At 74.2% G+C, this 17,204-nt stretch carries 16 protein-coding genes and 3 pseudogenes; 13 read left to right on the top strand and 6 right to left on the bottom strand.

What is annotated here, in order from left to right:
- Window positions 1-30 precede the first annotated feature (30 nt).
- The 5 genes from AB0F68_RS15700 (at window position 31) to AB0F68_RS15720 (ending at window position 5,004) form a co-directional block, all read left to right on the top strand.
- Window positions 31-756 (top strand): lysophospholipid acyltransferase family protein, encoded by a 726-nt coding sequence (locus AB0F68_RS15700; RefSeq protein ID WP_357337935.1) that lies wholly within the window; start codon window positions 31-33, stop codon window positions 754-756.
- The gene (locus AB0F68_RS15705; RefSeq protein ID WP_357337938.1) at window positions 753-1,760 is read left to right on the top strand and encodes an NAD(P)H-dependent glycerol-3-phosphate dehydrogenase; all 1,008 of its coding nucleotides are present in this window, start codon (window positions 753-755) and stop codon (window positions 1,758-1,760) included. The genes AB0F68_RS15700 and AB0F68_RS15705 overlap by 4 nt, the downstream gene beginning before the upstream one ends.
- 7 nt (window positions 1,761-1,767) lie before the next feature.
- Complete coding sequence (locus AB0F68_RS15710; RefSeq protein ID WP_357337939.1) at window positions 1,768-2,877, top strand: cystathionine gamma-lyase; 1,110 nt, start codon at window positions 1,768-1,770, stop codon at window positions 2,875-2,877.
- A 171-nt stretch (window positions 2,878-3,048) separates the two neighbouring features.
- Complete coding sequence (locus AB0F68_RS15715) at window positions 3,049-3,840, top strand: putative protein N(5)-glutamine methyltransferase (protein ID WP_357337942.1); 792 nt, start codon at window positions 3,049-3,051, stop codon at window positions 3,838-3,840.
- Between the two features lie 111 nt (window positions 3,841-3,951).
- Window positions 3,952-5,004 (top strand): ROK family protein, encoded by a 1,053-nt coding sequence (locus tag AB0F68_RS15720; RefSeq protein WP_357337944.1) that lies wholly within the window; start codon window positions 3,952-3,954, stop codon window positions 5,002-5,004.
- 27 nt (window positions 5,005-5,031) lie between these two features.
- Here AB0F68_RS15720 and AB0F68_RS15725 read toward each other — a convergent pair whose 3' ends face one another.
- Window positions 5,032-5,232, bottom strand: a complete 201-nt coding sequence (locus AB0F68_RS15725) for a DUF397 domain-containing protein (protein ID WP_357337946.1) — start codon at window positions 5,230-5,232, stop codon at window positions 5,032-5,034.
- Between the two features lie 5 nt (window positions 5,233-5,237).
- The gene (locus tag AB0F68_RS15730) at window positions 5,238-6,083 is read right to left on the bottom strand and encodes a helix-turn-helix transcriptional regulator (protein ID WP_357337948.1); all 846 of its coding nucleotides are present in this window, start codon (window positions 6,081-6,083) and stop codon (window positions 5,238-5,240) included.
- A 271-nt stretch (window positions 6,084-6,354) separates the two neighbouring features.
- Between AB0F68_RS15730 and AB0F68_RS15735 the strand changes: the two genes are divergently transcribed.
- Both AB0F68_RS15735 and AB0F68_RS15740 read left to right on the top strand, forming a co-directional pair.
- The gene (locus AB0F68_RS15735; RefSeq protein ID WP_357337951.1) at window positions 6,355-6,585 is read left to right on the top strand and encodes a hypothetical protein; all 231 of its coding nucleotides are present in this window, start codon (window positions 6,355-6,357) and stop codon (window positions 6,583-6,585) included.
- Between the two features lie 259 nt (window positions 6,586-6,844).
- Window positions 6,845-7,939 carry a D-alanine--D-alanine ligase family protein gene (locus AB0F68_RS15740; protein ID WP_357337953.1) on the top strand — a complete coding sequence of 365 codons (1,095 nt, stop codon included), beginning with the start codon at window positions 6,845-6,847 and terminating at the stop codon, window positions 7,937-7,939.
- 30 nt (window positions 7,940-7,969) lie between these two features.
- Here AB0F68_RS15740 and AB0F68_RS15745 read toward each other — a convergent pair whose 3' ends face one another.
- Both AB0F68_RS15745 and AB0F68_RS15750 read right to left on the bottom strand, forming a co-directional pair.
- Window positions 7,970-8,584 carry a DUF3515 family protein gene (locus AB0F68_RS15745; protein WP_357337955.1) on the bottom strand — a complete coding sequence of 205 codons (615 nt, stop codon included), beginning with the start codon at window positions 8,582-8,584 and terminating at the stop codon, window positions 7,970-7,972.
- Window positions 8,585-8,818 carry an Lrp/AsnC ligand binding domain-containing protein gene (locus tag AB0F68_RS15750; protein ID WP_013284547.1) on the bottom strand — a complete coding sequence of 78 codons (234 nt, stop codon included), beginning with the start codon at window positions 8,816-8,818 and terminating at the stop codon, window positions 8,585-8,587.
- A gap of 163 nt (window positions 8,819-8,981) precedes the next feature.
- On the opposite strand from AB0F68_RS15750, the gene AB0F68_RS15755 reads away from it, so the two are divergent.
- Both AB0F68_RS15755 and AB0F68_RS15760 read left to right on the top strand, forming a co-directional pair.
- Complete coding sequence (locus AB0F68_RS15755; RefSeq protein WP_357337958.1) at window positions 8,982-9,929, top strand: thiamine-phosphate kinase; 948 nt, start codon at window positions 8,982-8,984, stop codon at window positions 9,927-9,929.
- 63 nt (window positions 9,930-9,992) lie between these two features.
- Entirely contained in the window at window positions 9,993-10,460 is a 468-nt protein-coding gene (locus AB0F68_RS15760) for a GNAT family N-acetyltransferase (protein WP_357337960.1), read from the top strand.
- Window positions 10,461-10,469: 9 nt separating this feature from the next.
- Here the strand turns inward: AB0F68_RS15760 and AB0F68_RS15765 are convergent, their stop codons facing one another.
- Complete coding sequence (locus AB0F68_RS15765; RefSeq protein ID WP_357337962.1) at window positions 10,470-11,726, bottom strand: ATP-grasp domain-containing protein; 1,257 nt, start codon at window positions 11,724-11,726, stop codon at window positions 10,470-10,472.
- Window positions 11,727-11,905: 179 nt separating this feature from the next.
- The gene (gene rpmB / locus AB0F68_RS15770; protein WP_013284551.1) at window positions 11,906-12,097 is read right to left on the bottom strand and encodes a 50S ribosomal protein L28; all 192 of its coding nucleotides are present in this window, start codon (window positions 12,095-12,097) and stop codon (window positions 11,906-11,908) included.
- A gap of 235 nt (window positions 12,098-12,332) precedes the next feature.
- Between rpmB and AB0F68_RS15775 the strand changes: the two genes are divergently transcribed.
- From AB0F68_RS15775 to AB0F68_RS15790, 4 genes and pseudogenes are all read left to right on the top strand, one after another.
- A complete protein-coding gene (locus AB0F68_RS15775) occupies window positions 12,333-13,955 on the top strand; it encodes a DAK2 domain-containing protein (protein WP_357337965.1) in 1,623 nt (540 codons plus the stop codon).
- Window positions 13,952-14,878: pseudogene (locus AB0F68_RS15780) on the top strand (ATP-dependent DNA helicase RecG); the annotation flags it as partial. The gene AB0F68_RS15775 and the pseudogene AB0F68_RS15780, both read left to right, overlap by 4 nt.
- A gap of 579 nt (window positions 14,879-15,457) precedes the next feature.
- Window positions 15,458-15,664 (top strand): annotated as a pseudogene (locus AB0F68_RS15785) (LAGLIDADG family homing endonuclease); the annotation flags it as partial.
- 240 nt (window positions 15,665-15,904) lie between these two features.
- Window positions 15,905-17,179, top strand: a pseudogene (locus tag AB0F68_RS15790) (helicase-related protein); the annotation flags it as partial.
- Window positions 17,180-17,204 lie beyond the last annotated feature (25 nt).

A 17,204-nucleotide genomic window follows, 5' to 3' on the forward strand; every position in this document is an offset into this window, starting at 1 on the left:
TGCGCGCGTGGGGCGGAACGAGGAGGCAGGGTGGCACCGCGGAGGCTGGGATTCTGGCCACGGTTCGCCGTGGTGCTGGTGAAGCCGGTGTTGACCGTCTGGACGCGGCGCACCTGGCGGGGCATGGAGCACCTGCCCCGCGAGGGCGGCATCATCATCGTGCCCAACCACATCTCGCACGCGGACCCGCTGGTGTCCGCGCACTTCATCCACGACGCCGGGCGCTGGCCGCGGTTCCTCGGCAAGGCCAGCGTGTTCCGGGTGCCGGTGATCGGCTGGATCCTGCACCGGTGCAAGCAGATCCCGGTCGAGCGCGGCACCGTCGAGGCGGCCCGGTCGCTGGACAAGCTGGTCGCGGCGCTGAACGAGGGAGGCGCGGTGGTGATCTACCCGGAGGGCACCACCACCCGTGAGCCGGACCTGTGGCCGATGAAGGGCAAGACCGGCGCGGCCCGGCTGGCGCTGGCCACCGGCGCCCCGGTGATCCCGCTCGCCATGGTCGGCCCGGAGAAGATGTTCGACCCGCGGACCGCCCGCGTCGGGCTGCGCCCGCGTATCCCGGTGACGGTGGTCGCCGGGCCGCCGATCGACCTGAGCAAGTGGGCGGGCGCCACGCCGACCCGGGCGATCCTGGAGGAGATGACCGACACGATCATGCTGCGGATCCGGGACATGGTGGCCGAGATCCGCGGCGGCACACCACCACCGCTGTGGGAGCGCCCGGCCCGGACGCGTACGCCCGAGGTGACCGAGTGAGCGGGCATGTCGCTGTGCTGGGCGCGGGCTCGTGGGGCACCGCGTTCGCCAAGATCCTCGCCGACGCCGGGCGGCACGTGACCGTCCTGGCCCGGCGCGCCTCGGTCGCCGAGGCGATCCGCACCGGGCGCCACAACCCGGACTACCTGCCCGACGTGCGGCTGCCCGACCGGGTCACCGCGACCGGGGACGCCGAGGAGGCGATCGCCGGGGCCGAGGTGGTGGTGCTCTCCGTGCCGTCGCAGACGCTGCGCGCCAACCTCGCCGAGTGGACCCCGTACCTGGACCCGGACGCCACGCTGGTCTCCCTCATGAAGGGCATCGAGCTGGGGACCACCAAGCGGATGAGCCAGGTGATCATGGAGACCGCCGGGGTGCCGGCCGACCGGGTGGTGGTCGTCTCCGGGCCCAACCTGGCCCCGGAGATCGCCGCCGAACAGCCGGCCGCGACCGTGGTCGCCGGCACCGACAGCCGCCGGACCGCGCTGGTCCAGTCGTCGATCCGGACGCCGTACTTCCGGCCGTACACCAACGACGACGTGATCGGCTGTGAGCTGGGCGGGGCGGTGAAGAACGTGATCGCGCTGTCGTACGGCATCGCCACCGCGATGGGCTTCGGTGACAACACCCGCGCCATGCTGATGACCCGCGGCCTGGCCGAGACCGCCCGGCTGGGCGTGGCGCTCGGCGCCGACCCGATCACCTTCGCCGGCCTGGCCGGCATGGGCGACCTGGTCGCCTCCTGCTCGTCGCCGCTGGCCCGCAACCGCACCTTCGGCGAGCACCTGGGCCGGGGGGAGACCCTGGAGCAGGCCCAGGCGGCCACCCGGCAGACCGCCGAGGGCGTGAAGAGCTGCCTGGCCATCCGCGACCTGGCCCGGGCGCACGGGGTGGAGATGCCGATCACCGAGCAGATCGAGCGGATCTGCCACGAGGGGATGGACCCGCGGCTCGCTGTGGACGCCCTGATGAGCCGGACCGCGAAGCCCGAGTCGTACGAGTGAGGCGGCGATGACCGAGTGGGGTGACGGCACGCGCAGCGTGCACGCCGGGCTGCCCGCGCCGGAGCCGGGCCAGCCCTTCCTGCCGGGGCCGGTCTTCGCCGCGCCCTACCACCTGGACCCGTGGCGGGGTCCGGAGGCGACCCCCAACGGGTACGGGCGGCCCGACAACCCCACCCGGCGGCTGCTGGAGGCGGCCGTCGGCGAGCTGGAGGGCGGCGACTGCCGGGTCTTCGCCAGCGGCCAGGCGGCCATCACCGGGCTGCTGCTGGCCCTGCTGCGCCCCGGGGACACCGTGCTGCTCCCCGCCGACGGCTACTTCCCGGTGCGCGCCTTCGCCACCGCCACCCTCGAGGGCATCGGGGTGCGCGTCGCCTTCGTGCCGACCGCCGGGCCGTACCCGTCGTTCGACGGCGTCCGGCTGGTGCTGCTGGAGACCCCGGCGAACCCGGGCCTGGACGTGGCCGACGTGCGGGCGCTGGCCGCCGCGGCGCATGCCGCCGGGGCCCTGGTGGCGGTCGACAACACCACCGCCACCCCGCTCGGGCAGCGGCCGCTGGAACTCGGCGCCGACGTGGTCGTCGCCTCCGGCACCAAGGCCCTCACCGGCCATTCCGACCTGCTGCTCGGCTACGTGGCGACCCGCTCCGCCGAGCTGCTCGACGCGGTGACCGCCTGGCGGACCACCACCGGCGGGGTTCCCGGGGCGTTCGACTGCTGGCTGGCGCACCGGTCGCTGGCGACCGTGGACCTGCGGCTGGCCCGGCAGACCGCCAACGCCGAGGCGCTGACCGGGCTGCTCGCCGGCCGCGACGACGTCACCGGTCTGCGCTGGCCCGGGCTGCCGACCGACCCGGCGTACCCGGTGGCCTCGCTCCAGATGCGACGGATGCCCGGCGTGCTCTCCTTCGACCTGGGCGACGCCGGCCGGGTGGCCCGGTTCCTCGACGCCTCCCGCCTGGTCGCGGCCGCCACCTCGTTCGGCGGGCTGCACACCACCGCCGACCGGCGGGCCCAGTGGGGCGACGACACCGCCCCCGGCTTCGTCCGGCTCTCCTGCGGCATCGAGGACGGGGCCGACCTGGTCGCCGACGTGACCGCCGCGCTGGACGCGGCCTGACGCCGGCCGGCCCGCTCCGCTAGGGTGACGGGCAGCCACGGCCCGCGCGGGCCCCGACCGGAGGAGGTGAGACCGATCCACCAGCAGAGGACCGGCGCTCCCTCCGAGTCCGCGTCGCCCCAGGGTTAGGCGACGCCGGGAGCGCCGAAGAGCGTTCCCGAAAGGCTTGCCATGGCATCCACCCTGTTCTTCCCCGACCGTCCCGCCCTCGTCCGGCGGCTGCGCGCCGCCGGCTGCGTCTTCGCCGAGGACGAGGCGGAGCTGCTGATCGCCGCCGCCGACTCGGCCGAGGAGCTGACCGACCTGGTCGACCGCCGGGTCGCCGGTCTGCCGCTGGAGCACCTGCTCGGCTGGGCCGAGTTCTGCGGCCTGCGGGTCGCCGTCGACCCGGGGGTGTTCGTGCCCCGCGGGCGGACCGCCCTGCTGGTCGCCGCCGCCGCGGCTGTGGCCGGCCCGGCGCCCGCCGTGCTCGACCTCTGCTGCGGCTCGGGTGCGGCCGCGCTGGTGCTGCACGGCCGGCTGGCGCCCCGCTGGCTGGCCGCCGCCGACCTCGACCCGGCCGCAGTGGCCTGCGCCCGGCGCAACCTGGCCCCGCTGGGCGTGCCCGTCTACCAGGGCGACCTGTTCGCGCCGCTGCCCGTGCGCTGGCGGGGACGGCTGGACCTGGTGGTGGCCAACGCCCCGTACGTGCCGAGCGGCGCGGTCGCGATGCTGCCGGCGGAGGCGCGGCTGTACGAGGCCCCGGTGGCGCTGGACGGCGGCGCGGACGGGCTGGCCGTGCTGCGCCGGGTGGCCGCCGGGGCGGCCGAGTGGCTGGCCCCCGGCGGGCACCTGGCGGTGGAGGTGAGCGCCAATCAGGCCACGGCGCTCTGCGGGATCCTGACCGACGCCGGCCTGGACCCGTTCGTGGTGCACGACGACGAACTGGAGGCCACCGCCGTCACCGCGCGCCTTCCGGGGTGAGGCCCGCGCCGACCCCGCCCGCGCCGGCACCGGGCGGGCGGGGCGGCGGAGCATGGCGGGACGGTGCGCCTCGAACTAGCCTCAGCTCAGGCTCGGCGGGAGGCGGTGGCGGTGGGCAGCGCGGGTGTGCCGGTGGTGGTGGGTCTGGACAACGGCGGCACGAGCAACAACGCCACCGTGCTGACGGTCGACGGCCGGTTCCTGGTGGACGGGCTGGTGGAGATCCCGAGCGAGGTCCGGGCCGGGCCGGAGGCGGCCATCGAGGCCCTCGCGCGGGCGCTCGACGGCGTGCTGGCGCTGACCGGGGTGCCCCGCGAGCTGGTCCGCGCGGTCGGGCTGGACACCCCCGGCCCGGCCAGCGCCACCGGGGTGATCTCATCGCGCGGCTCGACCAACTTCTCCCAGCCGGCCTGGCGCGGCTACGACGTGCGCGGCGCGCTGGAGCACCGGCTCGGCCTGCCGGTGGTCTACGCCAACGACGGCAACGCGGCGGCCCTCTACGCGCACCACGTGCACTTCGGCGCCGACGCGATGGCCCGCTCCTCGGTCGCCGCGATCGTCGGCACCGGGCTCGGCGGCGGTGTCGTGGAGGATGGCCGGGTGGTCGGCGGCGCGGCCGGCATGGCGGGCGAGTTCGGGCACGTGCACATCCCGCTCGACGGGCTGCTCGCGCCCGGCCAACCGGTGCCGGTCTGCGCCTGCGGCTTCGCCGGTGACGCCGAGAGCGTCGCCTCGCTCACCGCCATCGAGCACAACCTGCTGCCCTACTGGCTGGGCCGGTTCCCGGGGCATCCGCTGGCCGCCGAGGAGCCGGGCCGGGCGGCGAAGCTGGTCCGCGGCCACGGCGAGCGGGGCGACCCACTGGCCCGACAGGTTTTCACCCAGCAGGCCATGGCGTTGGGCCGGCTGTTCACCATCGCGGCCAACTTCACCGACCCGCACGCGTACTTCGTCGGCGGTGGGGTGGTGGAGGCGGCGCCGCAGTTCCGCGACTGGTTCCTGGCCACCGTGCGCGAGCACACCGTGCTCCGCGCCGAGCAGCGCGCGGTGGCCACCTTCGCCCTGGTGCCGGACCGGGACATGGCCGGGGCGCGCGGGGTGGCCATCGCGGCGCTGGAGGCGGTCCGCGGCGGGGCCACGGCCGGCCCGCTGGTCGTCGGCTGAGCCACATCGTCGCCGCGGACCGCCGGATCAGGGGCGCGGCGGGGCGTCGGTGAAGGCGGCCCAGGCGGCCGGGGGGAAGACCAGCACCGGGCCGGTCGGGTCCTTGGAGTCGCGGACCGCAACCGCCTCCGGCAGCGGCGCCATCTCGACGCACGCGCCCTCGTCGCCGCTGTGACTGCTCTTGCGCCAACCGGTCGCCGGCGGGCGGGGGCTGTTCGTGCCGTTCATCGCTTCTACCTCTCGTTCAGCAGGCGGAGGAGCTCGTCCCGGCTGGCCGCCGGGCTCAGCGCCACGGTCCGCAGGTGCTCCATGATCTTGGTGCAGGTGCGCAGGTCGCCCGGCCGGTCCAGCACCATCTGCCCCGCCACCGTCTCCACCGAGGCGATGATCGGGTCCTCCGGATCGGCGAACTCCAGGATGTGCAGCGACCCCCGCGTCCCCCGGTGGTATCCGGCGGCCAGGGGGATCACCTGGACGGTGATGTTCGGCAGCTCGGCCATCTTCAGCAGGTGCTGGAGCTGACCCCCCATCACCGTCCGGTCGCCGACCGGCCGGAGCAGCGCCCCCTCGTCGATGATGGCGTCGAGGATCGGTGGATCGTCACTCGTGAGCCGTTGCTGGCGGTCGAGCCGCAGCTTGACCCGCTGCTCGACCTGGTCGTCGCTGAGGGTGTGCGGGCCGCCGCGCATCACCCCGCGGATGTAGTCGGCGGTCTGGAGCAGGCCCGGCACCACCGACGGCTCGAAGTTGGCGATCCCGGTCGCCTCCGCCTCGAGCGCGATGAAGTCGATGGTCCGCCGGTCCAGCAGGTAGGAGTAGGAGACCCACCAGCCGGGCTTGCGGGCGTCCTTGGCGAGCTGCACCGCCGCGGCGATCTCGTCGGGTCCCACCCCGTAGAGGGTGAGCAGCGCCCGCACGGTGGCCGGGTTGACCAGCGTCTGCGCGTTCTCGTAGCGGGACAGCGTGCTGCGGGTGCTGTTGATCTCGTCGGCCGCGGCCTCCAGGGTGAGGCCGGCGGCCTCCCGGTGGGTCCGCAGGGCGATGCCGAGCCGTCGGGCCCGGGCGGTCTTCGGCGCCATGCATCGATGGTCGCACATCAACGGGAGAGTGGGCATGAGAGAAATCCGATGAGAGTTGCATTCACGCGTGTCCACCTGTCAATCTGTGACGGCGTCCTCACCGCCGGTTGTCGTGGCGACGGTGGTGGTGAGTGACCGGAGGGGATGGGGCGCGCGGCGATCGGGTTTTCAGTCCCCCACGACCCGATCGCCGCGTCCCTGTACCCGGCACGCCCAGAAGGGGAGGAGACGCGATGACGGTGACGGCCTGCCACCCCGGGGGTGGGCGGGGATGACCCGGTTCCTCGTGGTCCTCACCGACGTGCGCCCCCTCGACGGGGTCTGGCGCAACGAGCGCACCAGCCCCGAGCGGCGCCGCCAGGTCGTCGGCGCGAACAGCCGGGAGGCGGCGGACCGGATCGCCGGGGCCTTCATGGCGCTGGGCATGGTCCGGGCCGGCCGGCAACGGGTCAAGGTCATCGCAGTCGGTCGCCGGCCACGGACCCCGGAGCACCTGAGCTGAACCGGGCCCGCCCCCGGGACGCGGTGACGGGGGCGGAAGGCGGGCGGCCGGTGGCAGGTCCCGCCACCGGCCGCCCGCACCAGCACAGCTTGCGACCCGTCCGGTTACTCCCCGTATAAGACTCGCTGACCGGATGCCGCCTCCTGCGTCGTCTCCCCGGGTATCAACCACCGACGCTCGCCACGCACAGTAAGGTCAAGCGGGTGAGCGCCACCGGCGAGCACGGCCAGCCGCAGTCGCGAGCGAAGAGGTGACCGGAGTGACCACCCCAGGCAAGACCCGCGTGGCGATCGTCTTCGGCGGCCGCAGCCCCGAGCACGGCATCTCCTGCGTGAGCGCCGGCAGCGTGCTGGCCGCCCTCGACCCCGACGAGTTCGAGGTCGTGCCGGTCGGCATCACCCGCCAGGGCCAGTGGGTGCTCGCCAGCGGCGACCCCGGCCAGCTCGCCATCTCCGACCGCAAGCTGCCCGAGATCACCGCCGGCTCCGGCGCCGAGCTGGTGCTGCGCGCCGACCCGGCCGTGGGCGGCCTCCTGGTGCTCGACCCGACCCAGGGTCCCGTGGCGCTCGCCGACGTGGACGTGGTCTTCCCGGTGCTGCACGGCGCGTACGGGGAGGACGGCACGATCCAGGGGATGCTGGAGATGGCCGACATCCCCTACGTCGGGGCGAACGTGTTCGCCTCCGCGGCCGCCATGGACAAGGAGTTCACCAAGAAGCTCTGCGCCGCCGAGGGCATCCCGGTCGGCCCGTACGTGGTGCTGCGCGCCGGGATGACGCTGTCCGAGGCGGACAAGGAGCGCCTCGGCCTGCCGGTCTTCGTGAAGCCCTCCCGGGCCGGTTCCTCGTTCGGCATCACCAAGGTCGACGACTGGGCGCAGCTCGACGCGGCGGTCGCCACCGCCCGGGAGATCGACACCAAGGTGCTCGTCGAGGGCGCGATCGTGGGCCGCGAGATCGAGTGCGGCGTGCTGGAAGGCGAAGCCGGAGGGGCCCCGGAGGCGTCGGTGCTGGCCGAGGTGCGGGTGGTCTCCGGCCACGACTGGTACGACTTCGAGGCCAAGTACATCGACGACGCCTGCGAGTACGACATCCCGGCGAACCTGCCCGAGCAGGTGACCCGGCAGGTGCGGGAGTACGCCACCCGGGCGTTCACCGCGCTGGACTGCTCCGGCCTGGCCCGGGCCGACTTCTTCGTCACCCCGGAGCTGGACGTCTACCTCAACGAAATCAACACCATGCCGGGCTTCACCCCGACCTCGATGTTCCCCCGGATGTGGGCGGCCAGCGGGCTGGAGTATCCGAAGCTGGTCAACCGGCTCATCCGGACCGCCCTGCGCCGCGCCGGCCGCTGACGTCCACGCGTCGCGACCGGCCGGCGAGGGTCAGGCGGAGCAGCCGGACGGGGCGGTCTTCGCGGCGGGCACCGAGGCGACCACCGCGTCGGAGATCGGCGTGACCCACTGGAGCGGCTGCTCGTACTGCTTCGGGATCCGCACCCGCACCGGGGTCTCCCGGTCGACGGCGGTCAGCACGGTGGCGTCCGCCTCCTGCACCGCGTGCCAGCAGACCTTGTTCACCGACCAGACCTCGTCGGTGGGCTGCACCAGGGGCGGCGTGCCGCCGCAGGCCACGGTGAGCGCCGGATCGCCGTACGCGGCGTTCTGCTCGGCACCGGCGGTGACCGGCCGCTGCGCCAGGTCGCGGACGGTCGCCGGGAGCTGCGACACCAGGGCGCGGCACACCGTGGCCGGACGCTCCGCCAGGGCCGGGGCCGGCATCGCGACCGGCGCGGTCGACTGCGGCCGGACGGCGCTCGCCGACGGGCTCGGCGCGGCGGCCGGGGAGTCGGGGGACAGCTTGGCGAAGGTGAACCCGGCCACCGCCAGGGTGACCGGCACCGCGATCAGGGTCGCCCAGAGCGCGGCGCTGCGGGTCGACCGGTCGCGACGCGCCGGGCGGGACTCCTCCGGAACGGGGGAGGACGTGATCTCTTCCACTTACAGCCGCACCACCGAACAGGTGAGGGTGCGGGTGATGCCGGGCACCATCTGCACCTTGCTGACAATCAGTTTGCCGAGCTCATCCACGGTGTTCGCCTCGGTGAGGACGACCACGTCGTAGGGCCCGGTGACGGCGTCGACGCGTACCACGCCGGCAAGGTCCGCGATCAGACCGGCCACGTCACGCGCCCGACCGACCTCCGTCTGGATGAGGATGTACGCCTGAACCACGACTCGACCTCCGTCCGTCGCCGCCTGGGGCGGCCCGAAGGGTGAAACTACCCTACGGAGCGGCCCTGATCCGTATCGGTCGCTGACGGGATGCGGTGAGTGAGCCCACGTCGGGGCCGTGGTGGCGGGACTTAAAGCTTCAAGAGCGCGACGAGGGGACGGCATGACGGTCGCGAATGTCGGAGAGTTCGGGCTGATCGACCGGGTGACTGCCCGATTGGCCCAGGGGGAGAGCTGCCTGCTCGGCCCCGGAGACGACGCGGCGGTGGTGGCGGCGCCGGACCGGCGGGTGGTCGCCTCCACCGACGTCCTGGTCGAGGGGCGGCACTTCCGCCGGGACTGGTCGGGGGCCCGCGACGTGGGGCACCGGGCGGCGGCGGCCAACCTGGCCGACATCGCGGCCATGGGGGCGACTCCGACCGCGCTGCTGGTCGCCCTCTGCATGCCGACGGACCTCGACACGAGCTGGGCGGAGGAACTCGCCGACGGGCTGGGCGCCGAGGCCTCCCTGGTGGGCGCGAGCGTGGTCGGCGGCGACATGTCCGCCAGCCCGACACTGACCATCGCGGTGACCGCCCTCGGCGACCTGGCCGGCCGGCCGCCGGTGGTCCGCTCCGGGGCCCGCCCGGGCGACGTGGTGGCCCTGGCCGGGCGCACCGGCTGGGCGGCGGCCGGCTACACCGTGCTGTCCCGGGGGTTCCGCACGCCCCGGCTGCTGGTGGAAGCGTTCCGCCGCCCCGAGGTGCCGTACGCGGCCGGTCCCGAGGCCGCCGGGCTTGGCGCGACCGCCATGATCGACGTGTCGGACGGGCTGCTGGCCGACCTGGGGCACGTGGCGAAGGCCAGTGGGGTGGCCGTCGACCTGACCCGGGAGGCGTTCGAGGTGCCCCGGCAGATGCGCGACGCGGCGCAGGCGCTCGGCGTCGACCCGTACTCCTGGATCCTGGCCGGGGGCGACGACCACGCCCTGGCCGCGACCTTCCCGGCGACCGCGACGCTGCCGCCGGGCTGGCGAACGGTGGGGCGGGTGACCGAGGGCGCCGGGGTGACCGTGGACGGCGCGCCGTACGCCGGTTCCGCCGGCTGGGACCACTTCCGCCGGACGGAGTGATCTGCGTCCGATGCGGGGGATCAGGCCCGGGGCGGGCCCCCTCCCGGTCGTACCCTGCATGGCGTGAGCGAGATCGAGATCCGGGCGCAGCGCTTCGACGCGCCCGAGTCGCAGGCGTTGATCCGGGCGGCCCTGGCCGACCTCGGCCGGCGGTACGGCGGCAGCGGCGACGAGACGCCGGTCGACGCGGCCGAGTTCGAGCCGCCGGCGGGCACCTTCCTGGTCGCCTACCTCGACGGGCAGCCGGTGGGCTGCGGCGGCTGGCGCAGCCACGGCGACGACGGCGCGACGGCCGAGCTGAAGCGGATGTACACGGCACCGGCCGCCCGGGGCCGGGGCGTGGCCCGGGCGGTGCTCGCGGCGGTCGAGCGGTCGGCCCGGGACCAGGGCCGCAAGCGGATCATCCTGGAGTGCGGAGACAAGCAGCCCGAGGCGCTCGCCATGTACACCTCGGCCGGCTACGAGCGGATCCCGAACTTCGGCTTCTACCAGGACGCCCCGGGCTGCCTCTCCTTCGGCCGCACCCTCTGACCTCCGCCGTCAGCCGACGGTGATCCGGATCTCCCCGGCGGCCTTGCGCGCGGTGCTTTCCGCCTCGGTCGGGGTGGCGCCCCAGGCCAGCAGGTGCCCGCTGCGGTGCGCCGAGGAGAGCAGCTCCGGCACGTGGTCCCCGATCTTCGCCTCGACCTGCACGTCGAGCACGCCCGGCACGCGCAGCGCGGCCCGCCGGCCGTCCACCGCGGTGACCCGCCCGGGCGGGGCGACCAGGAACTCGACGGCCGCCGCGCCGGTCGCCCGGTCCGGCAGGGCGGGGCGCTCGCCGCGCAGCACCCGCAGGTACGCCTCGACGACGTCGACCTCGTAGGCGATCGAGACCAGCGCAGTGATCATGTCGCCGGGCATCCGGGCGGCGCACTCGACCAGCGTCGGCACGCCGTCGACCAGGATCCACTCGCTGTGCAGCATGCCGCTGCGGAAGCCGGCCGCCTCGGCCAGCCGCACCGCCGCGTCCCGCAGCGCCCGCCGCTCCGCCCCCGGCAGCGCGGACGGCACGGTGTGTCCGGTCTCCACCGGGTACCGGCCGGCCGCGATCCGCTTGTCCGTGACGTTGGCGAAGATCGTCTCGCCCTCGGCGACCAGCAGCTCGACGCTGTGCTCCGAGCCGACCAGCAGCTCCTCGACCAGCACCCCGCTGGGCAGGCCGCGTTCGGTGGCCTCGGCCGGCTCGGGCGGGGCGGCGCTGGCCGCCCAGCGCGCGGCGATCTCCGCCGGGTCGGTGACCACCTGCACGCCCAGGCTGCCGGAGCGGCGGGTGGGCTTGAGCACGCACCGGCCGCCGTGCGCCCGGGCGAACTCCGCCGCCCGCGCCGGGTCGTCGACCAGCTCGTACGCCGGGTTGGCCAGGCCGGTGGCGTCGGCGAGCAGCCGCATCCGGTGCTTGTCGGAGAAGACGTCGGCGGCGGCCGCCCCGCCGCCGGGCAGACCGAGCCGGTCGGCCAGCCGGGAGGCGGCGCCGACGGCGTACTCCAGGCCGGGCAGGACCAGCCGGGCGGCGGCGAGACCGGGCTCCCGGGCGAGCAGGGCGTCGACGTCCAGGCCGGTCTGGTACTCGGCCGGCACCAGCCGGGCGACCATCGGCAGCCCGGCGACGAACCGCTCCAGGCCGCGGCGGCGGATCACGTCCGGCTCCTCGACCAGCACCACGCTGCCGGGCGGCAGCTCCTGGTCGAACCAGCGCAGCGAGCCGAACGACCCGCCGATCACCACCAGCTGCTCCCGCCCCAGATCGAGCTTCACCGGTCGTTCCTCCCCACGGCCGCGCCGGAACGGACGGCCGGCGCAGCAGCACCCTAACCGGGCCGGGCCGATCGGCCGCCGGACGGTCGGCGACCCGTCAGCGCGCGGATACGACAGAAGCCGGCGGACCCCAGGGGTCCGCCGGCATCCGACGAGTGTGAAGAGGTGGTGCTACCGCGTCAGGCGCGGGTGACCTTGCCGGCCTTGATGCACGAGGTGCAGACCTGCAACTTCTTGGTGGTGCCACCACCGGCCGGGGTACGCACCGACTGGATGTTCGGGTTCCAGCGACGGTTGGTCCGCCGGTGCGAGTGGGACACGTTGTGGCCGAAGCCCGGCCCCTTGCCACAGACGTCGCACACGCTAGCCACGGGATACTCCTGGGATTGAAACGTTCATGAGGTCGCCGCCAGGCGCTGCCCGGGCAACCTGGCCAGGTTACCCGATGGCGGACGGTACGCCCAACCGGCCTGGTCGGGACCCGTCCAGCGTACCTGGGCGGTCGGCCGGCGGACCGGCGGCCGGTCCCCGGGCGGCTGGTCGGACACGCCGGGCGGGGGCGGCCGGCCCCGGCGTGTGTCGGCATGCGCCAGTAGGCTTCCCGACGTGCTGGACACCCTCGACGCCGCCGCGGTGCGCCGCTGGTGCGCGAGCGGGCTGGCCGCCCTCCAGCGGCACCAGGGCGAGATCGACCAGCTCAACGTCTACCCGGTCCCCGACGGCGACACCGGGACCAACCTGGTGCTCACCCTCACCTCGGCCCAGCAGGCCCTCGCCATGGACCTGGAGACCCTCCCCGAGGACGGGCACACCCCGCACGGGCACGCCCTGCGGCTGATGGCCCGGGGCGCGCTGCTCGGGGCGCGGGGCAACTCCGGGGTGATCCTCTCGCAGATCCTGCGCGGCTTCGCCGACGCGCTCGCCGCCGCCCCGGCGGTCCGTGGCCGGCAGTTGGCCGCCGCGCTGGCCGACGCGACCACCGCCGCCTACGCCGCGGTCGCCCACCCGGTCGAGGGCACGCTGCTCAGCGTGGTGGCCGCCGCCGCCCGCGCCGCCGAGCAGGCGGACACCGACGACCTGCGCGCGGTCGCCCGGGAAGCGGCCGGCGGGGCGACCCGCGCGCTGGCGCGTACCCCCGAGCAGTTGCCCGCGCTGGCCCGGGCCGGCGTGGTCGACGCCGGCGGGCGCGGCCTCTGCCTGCTGCTCGACGCACTGGTCGAGGTGCTCACCGGGGAGAGCCCCCGGCAGCCGGCGCCCGCGCCGCCCGCGGCCCGCCCGCCCGCCACCGCCGCCCGCGAGACCGGCTCGTCGGCGTACGCCTACGAGGTGCAGTACCTGCTCGACGCCACCGACGAGGCGGTGGCCCGGCTGCGCGCCGAGCTGGACGCCCTCGGCGATTCCCTCGTCGTCGTGGGTGACGGCGGCCCGGGTGTCGGCACGTGGAACGTGCACGTGCACGTCAACGACGTCGGGGCGGCCGTCGAGGCCGGCGTAATGGCCGGCCGGCCGCACCGGATCACGGTGACCCGGTTCGCCGACCAGGTGGCCCCGGCCGCGCCGCTGCCGGCGCCGCTGCCCGACGGCCGGGCCGCCGTGGTGGTGGCCACCGGCGCCGGCATCGCCGACCTGTTCGGCGCCGAGGGCGCCACCGTGGTGCCGGCCAACCCGTCCACCGGCGAGCTGCTCGACGCCATCCGGGCCACCGGCGCCGCCCGGGTGGTGGTGCTGCCCAACGACCCCAACACCCAGTCGGTGGCGAGCGCCGCCGCCCGGGAGGCGCACCGGCTCGGGGTGAAGGTCAGCGTGGTGCCCACCCGGTCCCCGGTGCAGGCCCTCGCCGCCCTCGCCGTGCGCGACCCGAAGCGCCGCTTCGAGGACGACGTCATCGCCATGGCCGAGGCCGCCGGCGCCTGCCGCTACGCCGAGGTCTGCCACGCGAGCAAGGAGGCGCTCACCGTCGCCGGGCCGTGCCGGCCGGGCGACGTGCTGGCGCTGGTCGAGGGGGAGGTTCACCTCATCGGCGCCGATCTCCTGGCCACCTGCACCGCCGTGGTCGACCGGATGCTCGGCGGCGGCGGCGAGCTGGTCACCCTGCTCTGCGGGGCGGACGCCCCGGCCGGGCTGGCCGACCGGGTACGCGAGCACGTCGAGCGGTCCTGGCCGTTCGTCGAGGTGCAGGCTTACGAGGGTGGGCAGCCGCACTATCCGCTCCTGGTGGGGGTCGAATGACGAGCGAACCGGCGACGGTCGACACGCCGCTCAAGAAGCTGGTCGGGGAGCGCACCGCCAAGGCCCTGGCGAGCCACCTCGACCTGCACACCGCCGGCGACCTGATCTACCACTTCCCCCGCCGCTACGACGAGCGCGGCGAGCACACCGACATCCGCTCGCTGGACGTGGGGGAGCAGGTCACCGTGCTGGCCCAGGTGCAGCGCACCGCGGTCCGGCCGATGCGGCAACGCCGGGGCAACCTGCTGGAGGTCACCGTCGGCGACGGCTCCGGCGGGGTGCTCACCTGCACCTTCTTCGGCAACCAGGCGTGGCGGGAGCGGGAGCTGCGCCCCGGTCGCTGGGGGCTGTTCGCCGGCAAGGTCACCGAGTTCCGGGGCAAGCGGCAGCTCAACGGCCCCGAGTACGTGCTGCTCGGCGAGGGCGGCGACGGCGAGGCCGCGGCCAACGAGGAGATCGAGGAGTTCGCCGGGGCGCTCATCCCGGTCTACCCGGCCGCGGCGGCCGTGCCGACCTGGGTGATCGCCCGCTGCGTGCGGGTGGTGCTGGACACCTTCACTCCGCCGGACGACCCGCTGCCGGCGACCGTGCGGGCCAGCCGCAACCTGGTCGGCATCGGCGCCGCGCTGCGCGAGATCCACCGGCCCTCCAGCAAGGAGGAGCTGTACCGGGCGCGCCGCCGGCTCAAGTGGGACGAGGCGTTCGCCGTGCAGCTCACCCTGGTGCAGCGCAAGCACCGGGCGGCGGCCTGGCCGGCGAAGGCCCGGCCGGCGAAGCCGGGTGGGCTGTTGGACGCGTTCGACGCCCGGCTGCCCTACGAGCTGACCTCCGGCCAGCAGGTCGTCGGCCGGGAGATCGCGGCCGACCTGGCGACCGCGCACCCGATGCACCGGCTGCTCCAGGGCGAGGTGGGCTCCGGCAAGGCGCAACCGCTCGACGCTCAAGTTCTGACGCCTACCGGCTTCCGTCTCATGGGCGAGTTGGCGGTCGGCGACGAAGTGATCGCGGCTGACGGTGAAACGACAACGATCGTTGGTGTCTACCCGCAAGGAGAACGCGATGTCTACCGACTGAATTTGTCCGACGGATCATCGGTGGAATGTGATCTCGATCATCTGTGGGCGGTCAACACTACCGTCCGAAGAGACCGCGGAAATCCACTGAAGGCTCTCACGACCGGCGAGATCGCGGCCGATCTGAAGGTGGCAAGCGGGTCTTCCAAATGGTACCTGCCGATGATCGCACCGCCCGAACTCGACTGCTTCCTCGATCGTCCGCTCGACCCATACCTTCTCGGCGTGCTCATCGGCGATGGCTGTCTGCGAAATGGCCGGGTGATGGTCACCACCTCCGACGCGGAGATCGTTTGCGAGACGATTGCTCGCCTGCCCGGCGGCTGCCACCTTGCGAAGCCTGACTACAGCCGGAAGTATGACTGGTTCATCGTGGGATGCCGACGTGGCAAGAACCCGGTGATTGAGCTTCTCACGTCCCTCGGCCTCATGGGGCACGCTGCCCATGACAAGTTCATTCCGCCTGCCTACCTTGTCGCTCCTGTCGCCGTACGACATCTCCTTCTACAGGGCCTCCTGGATACGGACGGGACCATAGACCGGAGGTCAGGATCGAACGTTTCCTTCCTGACTGCCTCCGAGCGGCTTGCATCAGGCGTCCGATGGCTTGTCCAGTCATTGGGTGGAACCTGCCGTATCCACTCCGTGGCGAAGGTCGGGCGGCAATATTTCCAGGCGAGCATTCGACTTCCGAACGAGTTTCCGCCGTTTCGGCTCCAGCGCAAGGCGGCTCTCGTTCGAACGAGAACCAAGTACGCCGAGCCGGTGCGCGCGATCCGGTCGGTCGAATATGCTGGCAGGAAGCAAATGCAGTGCATATCCATCGCACACTCCAGTCAGCTGTATGTGACTGACGGCTTCGTCGTCACGCACAACACCGTGGTGGCGTTGCGGGCCATGCTCCAGGTGGTCGACGCGGGCGGGCAGGCCGCGCTGCTCGCCCCGACCGAGGTGCTCGCCGCCCAGCACCACCGGGGCATGCTCGACCTGCTCGGCCCCCTCGCGCAGGCCGGCGAGCTGGGCGCCGCCGACGACGCCACCCGGGTCGAGCTGATCACCGGCTCGCTCGGCGCGGCCGCCCGGCGGCGGGCGCTCGCCGAGGTGGCCGAGGGGCGCGCCGGCATCGTGCTCGGCACCCACGCCCTGCTCTACGAGGGGGTCGACTTCCACGACCTGGGGCTGGTGGTGGTCGACGAGCAGCACCGGTTCGGCGTGGAGCAGCGGGACGCGCTGCGGGCCAAGGCCGACCAGCCGCCGCACGTGCTGGTGATGACCGCCACCCCGATCCCGCGCACGGTCGCCATGACCGTCTACGGCGACCTGGAGATCTCCACCCTGTCCCAGCTGCCGCAGGGTCGCTCGCCGATCGCCTCGCACGTGGTGCCGGCCGCCGAGAAGCCGGCCTTCCTCGACCGGGCCTGGCGCCGGCTGCGCGAGGAGGTCGGCAAGGGACACCAGGCGTACGTGGTCTGCCCGCGGATCGGGGAGGGCCCGGCCTCGGACGAGGAGGCGCCGCGGGAGGACGACAGCGGCCGCCGGCCCCCGCTGGCGGTGACCGAGGTGGCCCCGCTGCTCGCCGAGGGGCCGCTGCACGGGCTGCGGATCGGGGTGCTGCACGGGCGGCTGCCGGCCGACGAGAAGGACGCGGTGATGCGCTCCTACGCCGCCGGTGACCTGGACGTGCTGGTGGCGACCACGGTGGTCGAGGTGGGCGTGAACGTGCCCAACGCCACCGTGATGATCGTGCTGGACGCCGACCGGTTCGGCGTCTCCCAGCTGCACCAGCTGCGCGGCCGGGTGGGCCGGGGCTCCGCCGCCGGCCTCTGCCTGCTGGTCACCGAGGCTATGGAGGGGTCCCCGGCCCGGGAACGGCTCGACGCGGTCGCCTCCACCACGGACGGGTTCAAGCTCGCCGAGCTGGATCTGGAGCAGCGCCGGGAGGGCGACGTGCTGGGCGCCACCCAGTCCGGCCGCCGGTCCCACCTGCGGCTGCTGTCGCTGCTGCGCGACACCGACCTGATCCGGGACGCCCGGGCCGAGGCCATCACCCTGGTCGAGGAGGATCCGGAGCTGGCCGGGCACCCGGCGCTGGCCGCCTCGGTGGCCGCCCTGGTCGACGAGGAACGGGCCGAATACCTGGAGAAGGGCTGATCCGGCCGTCCCCACCGGGTGGCGG

This window comes from Micromonospora sp. NPDC023966, assembly GCF_040639095.1.
Classification (GTDB): Bacteria; Actinomycetota; Actinomycetes; order Mycobacteriales; family Micromonosporaceae; genus Micromonospora.